Origin of the sequence: Mesorhizobium sp. M0408 (genome assembly GCF_040321495.1) — a bacterium.
Lineage (GTDB): Bacteria > Pseudomonadota > Alphaproteobacteria > Rhizobiales > Rhizobiaceae > Mesorhizobium.
This window is the reverse complement of the sequence record NZ_JAMYRO010000030.1, coordinates 21675-36221: the sequence shown is the minus strand read 5'-3', so window position 1 is coordinate 36221 and position 14547 is coordinate 21675. Positions and strand designations below refer to the sequence as shown.

12 protein-coding genes are annotated in these 14547 nt (G+C 63.7%); 4 read left to right on the top strand and 8 right to left on the bottom strand.

Translation table 11 applies throughout. The features are described 5' to 3' along the window. Positions 1-47: 47 nt before the first annotated feature. Positions 48-1031, bottom strand: a complete 984-nt coding sequence (locus tag NKI67_RS27290; RefSeq protein WP_198023514.1) for an ABC transporter permease — start codon at positions 1029-1031, stop codon at positions 48-50. Positions 1032-1339: 308 nt separating this feature from the next. Between NKI67_RS27290 and NKI67_RS27285 the strand changes: the two genes are divergently transcribed. After that, complete coding sequence (locus NKI67_RS27285) at positions 1340-2302, top strand: sugar-binding transcriptional regulator (RefSeq protein WP_031211026.1); 963 nt, start codon at positions 1340-1342, stop codon at positions 2300-2302. On the opposite strand, the gene NKI67_RS27280 is transcribed toward NKI67_RS27285, so the two are convergent. The 4 genes from NKI67_RS27280 to NKI67_RS27265 form a co-directional block, all read right to left on the bottom strand. Continuing rightward, positions 2299-3792, bottom strand: a complete 1494-nt coding sequence (locus tag NKI67_RS27280) for a xylulokinase (RefSeq protein ID WP_023674029.1) — start codon at positions 3790-3792, stop codon at positions 2299-2301. The two genes, NKI67_RS27285 and NKI67_RS27280, sit on opposite strands and share 4 nt — an antisense overlap. 20 nt (positions 3793-3812) lie before the next feature. After that, positions 3813-5135 (bottom strand): NAD(P)H-dependent oxidoreductase, encoded by a 1323-nt coding sequence (locus NKI67_RS27275; RefSeq protein WP_352647854.1) that lies wholly within the window; start codon positions 5133-5135, stop codon positions 3813-3815. A 214-nt stretch (positions 5136-5349) separates the two neighbouring features. Further along, positions 5350-6456 carry a mandelate racemase/muconate lactonizing enzyme family protein gene (locus NKI67_RS27270; protein WP_352647852.1) on the bottom strand — a complete coding sequence of 369 codons (1107 nt, stop codon included), beginning with the start codon at positions 6454-6456 and terminating at the stop codon, positions 5350-5352. A gap of 50 nt (positions 6457-6506) precedes the next feature. Then, the gene (locus NKI67_RS27265; RefSeq protein WP_023674032.1) at positions 6507-7232 is read right to left on the bottom strand and encodes a GntR family transcriptional regulator; all 726 of its coding nucleotides are present in this window, start codon (positions 7230-7232) and stop codon (positions 6507-6509) included. Positions 7233-7468: 236 nt separating this feature from the next. On the opposite strand from NKI67_RS27265, the gene NKI67_RS27260 reads away from it, so the two are divergent. Beyond that, positions 7469-8104, top strand: a complete 636-nt coding sequence (locus NKI67_RS27260) for a TetR/AcrR family transcriptional regulator (protein WP_036237918.1) — start codon at positions 7469-7471, stop codon at positions 8102-8104. Further along, positions 8046-8564 carry a cupin domain-containing protein gene (locus NKI67_RS27255; protein ID WP_084640922.1) on the top strand — a complete coding sequence of 173 codons (519 nt, stop codon included), beginning with the start codon at positions 8046-8048 and terminating at the stop codon, positions 8562-8564. Before NKI67_RS27260 ends, NKI67_RS27255 begins: the two co-directional genes overlap by 59 nt. Before the next feature lie 320 nt (positions 8565-8884). Here the strand turns inward: NKI67_RS27255 and NKI67_RS27250 are convergent, their stop codons facing one another. From NKI67_RS27250 to NKI67_RS27240, 3 genes are read right to left on the bottom strand one after another with little or no spacing between them, the layout of a single operon-like run. Beyond that, positions 8885-10039, bottom strand: coding sequence for an efflux RND transporter periplasmic adaptor subunit (locus NKI67_RS27250; protein WP_352590115.1), 1155 nt, complete (start codon positions 10037-10039; stop codon positions 8885-8887). Positions 10040-10055: 16 nt separating this feature from the next. Beyond that, positions 10056-13235 carry an efflux RND transporter permease subunit gene (locus tag NKI67_RS27245; protein WP_023674036.1) on the bottom strand — a complete coding sequence of 1060 codons (3180 nt, stop codon included), beginning with the start codon at positions 13233-13235 and terminating at the stop codon, positions 10056-10058. Further along, complete coding sequence (locus NKI67_RS27240; protein ID WP_031211028.1) at positions 13229-13501, bottom strand: hypothetical protein; 273 nt, start codon at positions 13499-13501, stop codon at positions 13229-13231. Before NKI67_RS27240 ends, NKI67_RS27245 begins: the two co-directional genes overlap by 7 nt. A 253-nt stretch (positions 13502-13754) precedes the next feature. Between NKI67_RS27240 and NKI67_RS27235 the strand changes: the two genes are divergently transcribed. Next, positions 13755-14336 (top strand): TetR/AcrR family transcriptional regulator, encoded by a 582-nt coding sequence (locus NKI67_RS27235; protein WP_031211029.1) that lies wholly within the window; start codon positions 13755-13757, stop codon positions 14334-14336. Positions 14337-14547: the final 211 nt, after the last annotated feature.

The following is a 14547-nucleotide window of genomic DNA, read 5'->3' as shown; positions in this document are numbered from 1 at the left end:
ATCGGGGCGAATCTCATTGAGCCCAATTCTTCATTGTGGCCCATTCTTCATTGTGCTCGGCGCCGCCACGTGTCGGTGGCCACCGCCAGCGCGATCACCACGCCGATAACCACTTGCTGGATGAAGGGCGAGACACCGAGCAGGTTCAGCCCGTTGCGCAGCACGCCGATGATGAGGACGCCGATGGCTGTGCCGCCGATCGAACCGACGCCGCCCGACAGGCTGGCGCCGCCGATCACCACCGCCGCGATGGTGTCGAGTTCGTAGCCAAGGCCGGAGCTCGGCTGGACGGAATCGAGCCGGGCGGCAAGCACGATGCCGGCGAGACCGGCCAGCACGGCGCAGATCGCATAGACCCAGTTTGTCAGCGACTTGACTGGTATGCCGGACAGCCGGGCGACTTCGGCGCTGCCGCCGATTGCGTACAGGCTACGGCCGGTAGCGCGATAATTCAGGAAGATCGCGAAAATGACGGCAAGCACGATCATCAGCCCGACGGTGACCGAGAGGAATCCGAAATGGCGGATGATCGACAGGCTGGTGAACCAGTCGGGAAAGCCGACGATCTGCGAGCCGTCGGTAATCATGTTGGCAAGGCCGCGCGCCACCGACATCATCGCCAACGTGGCGATGAAGGGCGGCAGCTTGGTGACCGTCACCAGCAGGCCCGAAACCAGCCCGCAAAGGCCGGCGACGACGAGGGCTGCGGCGATGCCGGCCGGCAGGCCGAGATTGAGATAGTCCGGATGGGCGACGAAGCCCATCACCATGGAAGCCAGCGCCAGCACCGAGCCGACGGACAGGTCAATGCCGCCGATCAGGATGACCAGTGTCATGCCGATCGCCATGATGCCGAGCACAGTGACCTGGTCGAGCACGTTGAGGATGTTGCGGATGGTCAGGAAGGTGTCGGTGGTCAGCGAGAGCGCCAGGCACAGCAGAACCAGCCCGATCAGCGGACCCATGGTTCCGGCAAAGACGGCTGAAAACCTTGCGCCCGCCGTAGCCTGCGCGCCAGAGCCTGCCTTCAACTCGCCTGCCTTCAAATTGCTTGCGTCGTTGCTCACAGCCACTTTGTCTCCTCCACAGCAATCCGGCGCTGCATCACCGGGCCACTTTGTTCACCAGGCCCCTCCCTGTGAACAATTTATCTTTAACATGCAATTTTGTTCAGCTAAACTGTTCATCGGAAAATTGTCAAGGCCTGCCGCTTCATTCGACGACGGGTTTGCGCTGTCCGCCGGTTTGCCTTACGCAAGGTCTCGGAAATCTTGGGCATTTCGAAGTCGCCGGCTTGGAATATCATGAGCAGAGCCGGCGGCTGCGGCAAGGCAAACAGATGACGATCGTAGAGAACGAAAGAGCCTCGCGCTTCCCCGACGCCGAACTCAAGGCCCGCGCCGCCTGGCACTATTATGTCGAGGGTCTTACACAGGAGCGGATTTCCGAAATTCTCGGCGTCGGCCGCATCAAGGTGCATCGCATTCTCTCCGCCGCCCGCGAAGAGGGTGTCGTCCAGTTTCGCATCCGCGACAGCGTCGTCGAATGCGTGATTTTGGAGGAAAGCCTCAAGCAGCGGTTCGGGCTCAGCCAGGCTGTTGTGGTGCCGTCGGCGGCCGACCGAAGCAACGCGCCGCTGATGATCGGCCACGCCGCCGCCGCCTACCTGGCCGACCATGTGAATGCCGGCGATGTCATCGCACTGGGCTGGGGGCGGACACTGAAATTCGCCATCAATGAATTGCCGCGGCGGCCCATCGCCAGGACGACGGTGGTTTCGATGCTTGGCGGCCTCACCCATGCCCAGCCGCTCAACCCGACAGAAAGCGCCTGGGATTTCGCCGAAAAGATCGGTGCGGAGTGCTTCCTGCTGCCGGTGCCGGTCTATGCCGACAGGCCGGAGCAGCGCGACGCTTTCATGAGCCAGCGCAGCGTTCAGGACGTCGTCTTCCGTGCACGCCGGGCAAACATCGCCGTGCTCAGCGTCGGCTCGTTTTCCAACGACAGCCCGATCGCCAATTACGGCTTCATCAAGCCAAGCGAACTCGAGGAATTGCAGGCGGCCGGTGCCGTCGGCGATATTCTGTGTCATTTCATCGACGCCGAGGGCCGCCCGGTCGACCACGAGGTCAACCGCCGCGTCTGCGCCTATCCGCTGCAGGATCTGTCGGATATCCCGAGCATCATCCTGGTGTCGGGCGGCAGCGAGAAGGTAGCGGTAATGCGGGCTGCGCTCGCCAACACCAAGGTATCGGTTCTGATCACCGACGAAGACGCGGCAAAGGGGCTGCTCAACCGCTAGATTTCGCCGAGAGCGCTGAGGCGGGTGTGGATATCGCGCGTCGCCTGGTAAAGGTCGCGGTAGATTTCCTTGCGGCTGCGATAGGCGGCGACAAGTCCGTCGACCGGATCGACATGCCTGGTGGGAGCGGCAGCCATTACCTCTGCTGCGGCTTCCGGCGAGGCAAACCAGCCGACAGCCGCTGCCGCCAGCATGGCAGCGCCGAGTGCGGCGGCTTCGTTGACCGGCGAAACCGAGAGCGGCCGCTCGAGCACGCTTGCCGTGATCTGCATTAGCAGCGCGCAATTGGTGCCGCCGCCGGCGGCAATCATCGCCGCCGGTCCGCCGGCCTGGGCTTCCATGGCCTCGGTGGCGACGGCCTGCTCGAAGGCGATGCCTTCCAGGACAGCGCGGAAGAGATGCTCCGGCCGGTGATCGAGCGACAGGCCGACAATGGCGCCGCGCGCCGCACCGTCCCAATACGGGCTCATGACGCCGGCCCAATAGGGCATGATGAGCAGGCCCTCGCTGCCCGCGGCAACATCCAGCGCCACTTTCTCCAGCGCTGCCGCCGAGGGCGAACCGGTGGTTCGCACGATCCAGTCGACCAGCTGCATGCCCGAGCGCAGCACGGTCTCCAGCATGAAACCGGAGCCGGTCGGCGAGACCAGCGTGCGAAAGGCGTCCGAGGTTTTCACCTTGCCGGAATAGCAGCCGCTGACCACGCCGGAGCCGAGCGAGAGATAGCTCTTGCCCTCGCCGTAGACGCCCATGCCGAGGCCCATCGCCTGGCCGTCCCCAGCGCCGGCAACGACCGGCGTGCCGGCCCTCAGGCCGGTCAGCTGCGCTATGCTTGCGGAAAGACTGCCGCAGACCACGCCCGGCGCGACCAGCTCGGGCAATTGCTCCAGTTGCAGCCCCGCCGCCGCAACGAGCTCTGGACGCCAAGTGCCTTTCTCGACGTCGAGCAGCCCGAGCGGATCCGCACTTGCGGTGCTGGTGACCAATCGCCCGGTCAGCCGCTGGACGAAGAAACCGTGCACGTCGACCAGTGCCGCTGCCTGGCGAAGCACTTGCGGCTGGTGCTCGGCAAGCCAGGCAATGGCGTAGAGCGCCGGCGTCGGGTCCGGCGGCTTGCCGCTCCAGTCGCGGATCGCCTCGCGGCCGAGTTCGGCCGAAAGCCTGATAACCTGCGGCCGGGCGCGTTCGTCGAGCCACAGGATCGCCGGCATGAGTGCTTTGCCGGCGCTGTCCACCAGCGTGAAGGTCTCTCGCTGGTGAGCGATGCAGATCGCCGCCACCCGCGTAGCGCCGACCGCCTCGGTGACCTGCTTCAATGCGCCAAGCAGCGCCGTCCACCACTGTTCGGCGTCCTGCTCGAAATGGCCGGGCTTCGGATTTGAAAGCGGGTACGGCTCGCGCGCCTGGAACAGCTCCTCGCCGTCGCGCGCGAAGGCAATCGCCTTCACGGCCGTGGTCGAGGCGTCGATCCCGATTACGACATCGTCCATCAGGCGGAGATCCGGCGGGGTCAGGCTGCGTTTGTAACGAACCGTCCGTCCGACTGGTCGAGACGGCGGCGGATCTGGGTTATCACCATCGAATCGTCGGGTACACAATTTTCATAGGTCAGGAAGTCGCCGGTCTTGAGCGGGTTGACCACCTTGGCGCGTTCGGCAAGGCCGAGCGGCAGGGCGCCGCGGGCGCGCGCATCCCCCCAGGTCATGGCGAAGCCGCGGTAGTCATTCTCGCCGATCATGCCGAGCGACTGGCCAACGCCAAGATCGCTCTTGGCGACCGCCACCGCCTCGGCCACAGGATGGTCGAGCGGCTCCATGTCGGCCCGCTTGTAGACCACCGCGCGCGCCGCCGACAGCGGCACTTCCAGGCTGGTCAGATGATAGGGCCGGAAGATCGTGAAATAGGGGCCTTTGCCGACCTTGAGGTCGATCATGCGCTCCAGCACACGCGGATGCCGGGTCTCGATGATGCAGAACACGCCGGGCGCCACACCCTTGCCGATCGAGTAATCGACCACGCCCTTGCGATGCAGCACGCCGCCATCCTCGCGCGGGCAAAGCACGCTGGCCAACTCCTCCAGCGTCGCGGTCGGGCCGTGCATGCCCGGCACATCGGGCACTAGGCCGGTCGCATTGGCGATCGCCACCATCTCGATCGCCGTCTTCGAGCCGTCGACGAATTCGACCAGCATGCGCGCATTCATGTTGCGCTCGGCCGCCTCCTTCTCGTAGTCGGCCGGCATGGCGTCGATCTTCAGCGGATTGTTCTTGCCCTTGCCGGCGGCGATGATGTTGAAGCCGAGGCTCTTGGCAAAGCCGATGATCTCCAGCGTGCAGGCCGGCTCGTCGCCGGCCGCACCGGTATAGACGACGCCAGCCTTGCGCGCTTCTTCCTTGAGGAAGCGGCCGATGGTGATGTCGGCCTCGACATTGAGCATGACGATGTGCTTGCCGTTCTTCATCACTTCCAGCGCGAACAGCGTGCCGATATTGGGATTGCCCGTCGCGTCGATGATGACGTCGATCCGGCCGGCCGCCGCCAGCGCATGCAAATCTTCGGTCACCGCGACCTTGCCGGCCTCGATGGCGCGGTCGATCGCGGCCGCATTGCCGGCCTGGACGATGTCGGAACGGTCATGGCCAGCGAGCAGCGTCGCGTCGATCGCTGCCTGCGGCCTGACTTCGGAAATGGCGCCGATCCGCATGCCCGGCATCAGCGCGACCTGGACGACGATGTCGGTGCCCATCTGTCCGGCGCCGGCAAGCCCGATGGTGATCGGCCCCTGCTGTTCAGCGCGCTGCAGAAGTTCCGCTGCAAATTGCGGATGGGACATGTCGCTTCCTCCAGTTCCTGACGCGCCGCAGCGTCCAAATCAACGTTTTGAACATTTCTATTTGCAAATGAAAAATATTTCAACCGGCAATTGGGCATTGTCGCTCTGCAATCGGCCGAAGACGATTGGATGAGCGGTCAATCCACACGGCCGTGCCTCCGCCGTCAGAAGGACGCGGCATATTCAGGTTGATTGGGTGCAGCCTTATTGCAGCTCAGCTGCCGATTTCGAAGAAGGGCGCACCAAGCAGGCCGGGAACGACATCGATGCCGAGGCCCGGCCCGTCCGGAATGCCCATGCGGCTGCCCGAAACCGGCGGCATGTTGGATGCGGTGCGCACTGTCACCCATTCGTGGAAGGCAATGGCGTGCAGCCGGCGCTCCTCCGGCGTCGACAGCGACAGATGCGCCATCGCCGATGTGTCGATCTCGGCGCCGCCAGTGTCTTCGACCGTGATCATGAAGCCGAGGTCGACGGCAAGGTCGCGGATCTGGCGCGTTTTGGTAACGCCGCCGAGGCGCGAGATCTTCAGCGTCAGCCCGTCGGCGGCGCCCTTGCGGTGGATGTCGAGCATATCGTCCAGCGACGCGACGGATTCATCGAGCACCATCGGCTTGTCGAGCGAGCGGCGCACCGACAGGCATTCGTCGATGGTCGTGCAGGGCTGCTCGAACGTGTAGTCGATGGTGCGCGTCGCATCCACGAACTGGCGCGCCTCGTAAGGGGTCCAGCCGGCATTGGCGTCGCAGAAGATGACGGTGCCCTTCGGCACCGCGGCGGCAACGGCTGTGACGCGTTCGATGTCGTCATGGACGTTGCCGCCGACCTTGACCTGCAGCCGGTGAAATCCTTTCCCGACGATGTGCTTGGCGAGCGCGGCCATCGCGTCGACCGTGCCGTGGGTGACGACCTTGTAGAGTTCGGCCGTCTCGCTTTCGCGCCCACCGAGCAGGGTGACCAGCGGCACGTCGGCGGCGCGCGCCGCGAGATCCGAGCATGCCATGTCGAGCGCCGACTTGATGTAGGGATGGCCCTTGAACACGGTATCCATCAGCCTGTTGATACTGGCTAGCCCGCGTGGCTCATGGCCAATGAGATGCGGCGCGATCTCGACGACACCGGCGCGAGTACCCGCAGCGAAGGCAGGCGAATAGAAGTTGCCAAGCGGCGCCATCTCGCCCCAGCCGGTGAGGCCGCTATCGGCGGTGACGGCGACGATCACCGCGTCGAACGCATCGGCGACGCGCCCCTTGGACATACGATAAGGCCCGTCAACGAAGGGCTGCGGGACATGGTAGGCTTTGATGGTTTTGATCTGCACGTTTTCTGTCCGTTGTCTGTGTTCCGGGATGTCCGTCAAATTTGTCGGGCTCAGCCACCTTTAGGTCGGCCGGCACGATCGGCGCCGGCGCCCTTTGAGCCGCGCTGTTCCAGCCCGCGCGCATAGGCGAGCAGTTCTTCGAAATCCAGGTCGATATGGTCCTTGGCGTGGCGCTGTGCGGCGCGCATGTCGCTGCCCTTGAGCAGCCGTACATAGGTCTCGTGAGCATCTACGGCAGGCACCGGCTCGTTGCGCGCCCGCTGGTGCAGCGCGAAATACATCTGCAGCCGGCTGGTCAGCCGTTGCCACGTTTCAAGCAGCACCGAATTGTCGGCCCATTCGTGGATCAGGCCATGCAGTTGCAGCGCTGTTTCGATCTGCCGCGTCGTGTCCAGGTCACGCGTCGCCTGCTTCACCGCCGCATGGCGCCGGTCAAGCTCGTCGAAGAAGCGCTGGTCGCGAAGCGGCCAGGTCCGCTCGATGGCGAACTCGTCGAGCACCTTGTTGAGCGAATAGGCGTCGTCGATGTCCTTGGCGGTGACGTTGATGACGAAGGTTCCGGCGTAGGGGATGCTGGTCAGGATGCCTTCCTGCACCAGCTCGCGCATTGCCTCGCGCAGCGGCGCGCGGCTCACCCGCATCTGCTCGGAAATCCTGAGTTCGTTGAGCTTCTGTCCCGGTTCCAGCCGGCCGGTCAGGATCGCCCGCCGGAGCAGCCCCACGATCTCGGCCCTGCGTGTCGTATCCGCGATCGGACTGAAATCCAGCTTTGCCATTCGGCTGCTCCAGGGAACCGAAAGCAAGACAAGCAGATTGTCGACAATCTAACAAGAGCTGGATTCGCGATCCTGGAGACATTGGCGCCCTTCCGGCCTCGGCCAGCCTGACCATGCAAGCCGACCAGGTCCCGGCCGCTGAGCGTCAGCTGGCTTCTCGCAGCGGGAAACAACCTGGTGCGTAGCCTTCGCAATGTCCATTGACGACTGGGAAGGTTTGTGTCACTAGCAGTGACATGAATTCACAAACGATGACTCAGAAATACGAGAGCCCGCTGCGGGCAGAGCAGGCGCAGGCCACGCGCGAGCGCATCCTCGCGTCCATTCGAACGATTCTGGAGCAAAATCCGTACAGCCTCCTTGGCTTCGATGAGGTTGCCGAGATTTCGGGCGTAAACCGACGGACCATCTTCCGCCATTTCCCGACGAAGGAAGCGCTTTTGGAAGCCTTTTGGGCCAGCACCAATGCCTCTCTGGGAGTGCGGTTCTGGCCTGAGCGGGAGCAGGATCTGATCGATCTTCCTCCCGACCTTTTCGCCTCGTTGGACGCAATCGAAGGCGTAGTCAGAGCCTCGCATGCGAGCGCTACCGGGCGCGAGATGCGCCTGCAAGCCAATGGTGAGCGGCAACGTGCCTTTCAGAGCAGCCTTTCGCAAGTCGCAAACGGAATGGACCCGAAGGCGGCGCGCCAGCTTGAGGCCGTGATCCAGCTCCTGTTCAGCGCCACTGCCTGGCAGACGATGAAAGACTACTGGGGTCTTACCGGCCGTGAGGCCGGAGAGGCAGCCGCCTGGGCAATTCGCGCCTTGCTCAATGCGGCAAAATCGCAGCAAGGCGCTGTTCGAAAGGAAAAAGCAAGTGACTTGGCATAAGACCAAAGCGACGGTCCATCCGGCCGATTCGGTTCAAGGCTTCTGGGTGATGGGCGATCAGGTCGCTGTCCGGGCAAAGCTCGCTGGGACGGCACTCAACGTGATCGACGTGACGGTACCTCCTGGAAGCGGCACGCCGCCCCACACGCATCCTTCCGCGGAAATTTTCCGCATTCTCGAGGGCACCCTCACGATATGGACAATGATCGATGGGGTCGCGCAAGAATATGAGGTGGAACCCGGTGATGTCGTCACCATTCCGGGCAACGCGCCCCATGGCTATCGCAATGCTGGTCCCGTGCCGGTTATTTTCATGGCGATCGTCGACGACCAGATGATCGCATTTTTCGAAGAGGCTGCATCCAAGGACGCGCCCTCCGGCCCGCCGACCGCTGGCATGATTAACCGCGTGATCGAGCTTACCGGACGCCATGGGATCCGGATCCTGCAGGCGGCCTGACCGGCGAAACCGTTGCGCCAGGATTTGACCTGGAAGACGGTGCCTTATGCCGCCTAAATCCAGCAGTCCATCCATCCAGGTCGAAGCGGGCGTTCGCGCGAGTGATACGTGTGGCCGCGACAAGCCGTCGGCTGGATGGATGTCTCGTTTGCTGATCCACAAACTGCCTTCACAGTTGGAGAGCGCCTCTATGCTGCCATCGTCGCCAGAGCCGCCGTTCGCACTACGGCTTGAATCGGCCGTGTCGAAAACATCAGCAAAAACGGCGCCCTTGGCGTGGGAGCCGAGGGCGCCGCGGGACCGGAACCTGATGGGGGTTATCAGGTGGCCGGTTTCTCGGGCAGCGGCGAGATCGGCATTCCCGGGCCGATCTTCTGCAGATTGCCGGTAATCACCCGGTCGCCTTCGGCCACACCGCTCAAGATGGCGACCTGATCGCCATTGGTCGGTCCGAGCGAAACGATACGCTGGTCGACCGTGTTGTCCTTGCCGACGACATAGAGGTATTTGCCGAGCTGGCCTGAGCCGAGTGCCGTCTGCGGTACCATCAGCGCATCGGGCTGCTCTTTGACGTGCAGCCGGACGCGGACATATTGGCCGGGCAGCAGCGTGAACTTGCCGTTGCCGACCGTCGCCCGTGCCGTGATCGTGCCGGTCGATCGATCGATCGTGTTGTCCATGAAGGTAAGATCGCCCTTCTGGCGCGGTTCCGTTTCACCGGGAAGCAGGACGTCGACACTGATCGGTCCCGCGGCCCGGGCTTCCTCGATCTGTGTCAGGTCCGTTTCGCTCGGATTGAAGGTGACGTAGATCGGATCGAGCTGCACCAGCGAATTGAGCACCGTGCCGGCGACGCTGACCAGCGTTCCAACAGATGCTTGGCTGCGTCCGATGCGTCCCGCGAACGGGGCACGGATTTCGGTGTAGCTCAAATTGAGCTCGGCGGTCCGCAAGGCGGCCTGGTTCACGGCGAGCGAGGCCTGAGCCTCACGCAAGGTGCTGGTGCGCTGGTCGAACACGTCCTTGGCGAGATAGCCGCTCTTGGCGAGTTCGCTGCCGCGCCCGAGATTGGAGCGCGCATAGTCGAGCGTCGCCGTGTCGCGCTGGATAAGCGCCTTCGCCTGCTCGAGGGCAGCCTGGAAATCCTCAGGGGCGATCTTGTAGAGAAGGTCGCCCTTCGCAACGTCGCTGCCGTCGGTGGCGACCTGCTCCTGCAGATAACCCGGCACGCGCGCCTGCAGCGTGATGCTGCGGATCGGCTCCACCCGGGCGGCGTAGTCGAGATAGATCGGGATCGTCTTCTTGACGACGCTCACCACCGGCACCGGCATGACAAAGGCTTCCGGCTTGGGTGTCGCCGCCCCGGCTGTGCCGGCGTTGAGGCTGAGGCTGCCCATGTCGAGCAGGTGAACGCTCGCCACCGAAATCGCCCCAAGGGCGACGGCCGTTCCCAGCGCGATTTTCCATTTACGCATGATCAATTCTCCAGTCCTATTCAGCCGCTTCGGCCAATGGCTCGAAGGCGGGTTCGGCAGTTGGTTGTTCGGTCGCTTCGGAAACCGGTTCGCTCTCGCTGCGGCGCTCGCGCAGCTGCTCGATCACCGCATAGAAGACCGGCACGAACACCAGCGACAGGATCGTCGCCGCGACCATGCCGCCAAAGACGGTGGTGCCGATCGACTGCCGGCTCGCCGCACCCGCACCCGTGGCGAACATCAGCGGCAGCACGCCGAGGATGAAGGCGAAGGCGGTCATCAGGATCGGCCGCAGCCGCAGCCGCGCGGCTTCCATCGCGGCGTCGACGATGCTGAGGCCGTCCTCACGCCGGCGCCGGGCAAACTCGACGATCAGAATCGCGTTCTTGGCCGCCAGTCCGATCAGCATGACGAAGCCTATCTGCGAATAGACGTCGATCTGCATGCCGCGCAGCCACAGCACGACGAATGCACCGAACAGTGCGAGCGGCACCGCCAGCAGCACCATGAACGGCATCGCCCAGCTCTCATATTGCGCGGCGAGGATCAGGAAGACGAAGACGATCGCGAGACCAAAGACGACGGATGCGATCGATCCTGCCTTGAGCTCCTGATAGGTGATGCCGGTCCATTCGTAGCCGAAATCTCTCGGCAATGCCGTGGCAGCGGCACGTTCCATTGCCGCCACCGCCTGGCCGGACGAAAAGCCGGGGGCGGCGCCGCCATTGATCAGGGCCGACGCATTGTTGTTGTAGTGCGGCACGGTCTCGGGGCCGACGACGGGCACAAGCTTGCCCAGCGTGCTCAGCGGCACCATGCCACCCGACGCATTGCGGACATAGAGCCGCGAAATGTCGGCCGGACCGGCGCGAGAGTCCTTGTCGGCCTGTATCGTCACCCGGAAGGTGCGGCCGAACAGGTTGAAATCGTTCACATAGAGCGAACCGAGATAGATCTGCAGCGTGTTGAAGACGTCCGGCAGGTTGAGCCCGAGCAGCTTCGCCTTGGCGCGATCGAGATCGTAGTTGAACTGCGGCGTCGAGGTCGAGAAGGACGAGAACAATTGCTGCGGGTTGAGCTCCGGCTGCTTGCGCGCCTCGGCAATCACCGCTTGCGTCGCATCGTTGAGCGCCACGCTGCCGCGGCCGGTCAGGTCCTCGACCTGGAACTCGAAGCCACCAGTGGTGCCGATGCCCGGGATCGACGGCGGATCGAAGCTCAGCGCAAAAGCCTCCGGAATTTGCAGCAGCTTGTTGCGCACGTCGGCGACGAGCTTAGAGGCGCTCTGGTCGGGGCCGCGTTCGTCCCATGGCTTCAGGATCGCGAATTCGACCGCCGAGTTCGACTGCGCGGCGCTGGTCAGGAAGTTCAAGCCGCTGATCGAGCCGACGATGTCGACGCCGGGCGTGTTCTGCAGGATGTCGCGTGCCTTTTGCGCCACCGCGTCGGTGCGTTCCAGCGAGGCCCCGTCGGGGAGCTGGATGACGACGAAGAAATAGCCCTGGTCCTCGACCGGAAGGAAGGTCGACGGCAGGCGCTGCCAGACGAAATAGGTCGCGACAAGTCCGGCCGCGAACACGCCAAGCATGATCCAGCGCAGGCGGATGAGAATGCGCACACCATTCGCATAGGCATGCGCCAGCCGTTCGAAGCCCATGTTGAACCAGCGGAACAGCACGAACTGCGTTTCCGGCCGGTGGCGCAGGAAGGCGGCGCTGAGCGACGGGGTAAGCGTCAGCGAGACGAAGGCCGAGATGCCGAACGAGATCGCCACAGTCAGGGCGAACTGGTTGTAGAGCCGGCCGGACACGCCGGGAATGAAGGCAACCGGCACGAACACAGCCATCAGCACGGCGGTCGTGGCGATGATCGGGCCGGTAACCTCCGCCATCGCGGTACGCGTGGCAGCCAGCGGTTTGAGGCCGGCCTCAAGTTGGCGTTCGACATTCTCGACGACGACGATGGCGTCGTCGACGACGAGGCCGATCGCCAGCACCATGCCGAGCAGGCTGAGCATGTTCAGCGAGAAGCCAAGCATATGCATGACGGCCAGCGTCGCCACCAGCGACACCGGAATTGCGATCGTCGGGATGATCGTGGTGCGCCAGCTTTGCAGGAAGATGAACACCACGGCGACGACCAGGACCAGCGCTTCGCCGAGCGTGATCAGCACGTCGTGCATCGAGGCCGAAACGAAACGTGTCGTATCGTAATGCATGGCGTAGCTGACGCCCTTCGGGAAACGGGCCGACAGCTCCTGCATCTTGTCCTTGACGCGCTGCTGCAGATCGAGCGCGTTGGACCCCGGCATCTGGTAGACCGCGAGCACCACCGTCGGGTCCTTGCCGAAGAAGGCCGACGACGAATATTGCAGCGCGCCGAGCTCGATGCGCGCAACGTCGCGCAGCCTGACCAGCGAGCCGTTGGCGGTATTGGCCCGCACGACGATGTCGCCGAACTCCTTGGGATCGCTCAGCCTGCCGACGGCGTTGACCTGCATCTCGAAGGCGGTGCCGGCCGGAGCCGGTGATTGCCCGATCTTGCCGGCCGCCACCTGGACGTTCTGCTCGGCGACGGCGTTCTGCACGTCGACGGCAGTAATGCCGAGATTGGCGAGCTTGTCGGGGTCGAGCCAAATGCGCATCGAATAGCGCCGCTCACCGAAGATCTGCACGTCGCCGACGCCGGGCAGGCGCTTCAGCGGATCGACCACCTGCAAGTAGGCGAGGTTGCTCAGCGCGACCGGGTTGACGGAACCGTCCGGCGAGGTGAGGTCGACGATCAGGACGAAGTTCGGGTTCTGCTTCTTGATCGTCACGCCGCCCTGATTGACGATGGCCGGCAACGAGGAAGCCGCCTGCGAAACGCGGTTCTGGACGTCGACGGCCGCCGTGCTCAGATCGTAGCCGACGTCGAAGGTGATGGTGATCGTCGAGGAGCCGTCATTGGAGCTCGACGACGACATATAGGTCATCCCCTGGACGCCGTTGATCTGCTGTTCGAGCGGCGTCGTCACCGTGTCGGCGACGACCTGCGCGCTGGCGCCCGGGTAATGGGCGCTGACCACGACCTGGGGCGGCGTGATGTCGGGAAACTGCGAGACGGGCAGGAGGAAATAACAGATCCCTCCGGCGAGCACCATGATGATGGCGATCGCCGACGCAAAGATCGGACGATGAATGAAGAAGTTTACCATGATATGCACGCCTCGCCCGATGCTCTGGCCCGGCCAAACGCCCTGGCTACCCTGGAAAGCCGCCGGCTGCGTGTTGAGCCGGAATCTTCGAGAAAGCCGAAATCTTCAAGGCGGCGCGGCGCATTGCGGCGCTCGGCCTGTTCGTCCGCCAGCGCACGCAGCATCGCCTCGAAGGACCGCGGGTCGACGCGGTCGGCCTTCATCAGCATGCGGATCATCGGATCCCTCACGACTTCATCGATCGTCAGATCATTGCGCTGCGACATCGAAGCGGCTCCTGGTTTTTGCTGATCCGCGGCAAGCCGCGGATCGGGTGTTTTCTTGCTCGCCGGCCGGGGCCGTAAGGTGCGGTTCGTCCCCTTGCCGATCGGGGCGGGGTTGATGGCCGGCACTTGCGAGTTTGACATGATGCAATGCGGGTGTTACAGGTAAGTAACATCTCTAACGTTACAGACCGGTAACACCCTAGTCAAGAGGTGCGCCGAGGGAATTTCGGGAAACGCAATCACGGAGGTTTTGATGACAGACGGTGTTGTGGAGCGTGTTCGCCCCCGGGACAGGATCCTGGAGACGGCACGGGACATGTTTCACAAGCATGGCATTCGCGGCGTCGGCATCGACGCCATCACTGAGGCGGCCGGCACCAACAAGATGACGCTCTACCGGCATTTCGAGTCCAAGGACGACCTGATCATCGAATGTCTGCGGGCGACCGCTTGCAGCGCCAACGCGATGTGGGAAAAGTTCGAGGCCGAGAATCCGGGCGACAAGCTGGCGCAGCTGCATGCCTGGGTCCGGATGGCGGCCGATTGCCTGATGTCGGATCGTCGCGGTTGCGACATGGCCAACGCCGCCATCGAGCTGAGCGAGGCCGATCATCCGGCAAGGCAAGTGATCAAGGAACTCAAGGAAGCGCAGCGCGAGCGTCTGGTCTCGCTGTGTCGCGATGCGGGTATCGGACAGGCCGAGCTTCTCGCCGATACGCTGTCGCTTCTGCTCGAGGGCGCCCGCGTCAGCCTGCAAAGCGTCGGCGCCGAGGGCCCGAGCGCGCAGTTCGTCCGCATGGCGGAAGGCCTGATCACGTCTTTCAGGGCCAGATAGTCTCGCAAGCGGCGAAACGATACGTGGCGTTTCGATTGCGGGCCGCGCCGCCGGGTGATGTCTCGTCCCATCGCGATGTGCCATCTCGCGTCTCCTGTGCCGATCCTCCGCACCATGGCCGGCGCGGCATTGATTGCTGGTCGTGAGGCAGGATAGGGCCGCCGGCGAACCGGTGAGAGTGACAAGTGTGACAGGATTCTGCCCGACAAGC

What these genes read in the sequence shown, in the direction of transcription:
- NKI67_RS27285 (WP_031211026.1), top strand. Translation starts at nt 1,340, where the DNA reads ATGACGATCGTAGAGAACGAAAGAGCCTCGCGCTTCCCCGACGCCGAA.
- NKI67_RS27280 (WP_023674029.1), bottom strand. Translation starts at nt 3,792, where the DNA reads ATGGACGATGTCGTAATCGGGATCGACGCCTCGACCACGGCCGTGAAG.
- NKI67_RS27275 (WP_352647854.1), bottom strand. Translation starts at nt 5,135, where the DNA reads ATGTCCCATCCGCAATTTGCAGCGGAACTTCTGCAGCGCGCTGAACAG.
- NKI67_RS27265 (WP_023674032.1), bottom strand. Translation starts at nt 7,232, where the DNA reads ATGGCAAAGCTGGATTTCAGTCCGATCGCGGATACGACACGCAGGGCC.
- NKI67_RS27260 (WP_036237918.1), top strand. Translation starts at nt 7,469, where the DNA reads ATGAATTCACAAACGATGACTCAGAAATACGAGAGCCCGCTGCGGGCA.
- NKI67_RS27255 (WP_084640922.1), top strand. Translation starts at nt 8,046, where the DNA reads ATGCGGCAAAATCGCAGCAAGGCGCTGTTCGAAAGGAAAAAGCAAGTG.
- NKI67_RS27250 (WP_352590115.1), bottom strand. Translation starts at nt 10,039, where the DNA reads ATGCGTAAATGGAAAATCGCGCTGGGAACGGCCGTCGCCCTTGGGGCG.
- NKI67_RS27245 (WP_023674036.1), bottom strand. Translation starts at nt 13,235, where the DNA reads ATGGTAAACTTCTTCATTCATCGTCCGATCTTTGCGTCGGCGATCGCC.
- NKI67_RS27240 (WP_031211028.1), bottom strand. Translation starts at nt 13,501, where the DNA reads ATGTCGCAGCGCAATGATCTGACGATCGATGAAGTCGTGAGGGATCCG.
- NKI67_RS27235 (WP_031211029.1), top strand. Translation starts at nt 13,755, where the DNA reads ATGACAGACGGTGTTGTGGAGCGTGTTCGCCCCCGGGACAGGATCCTG.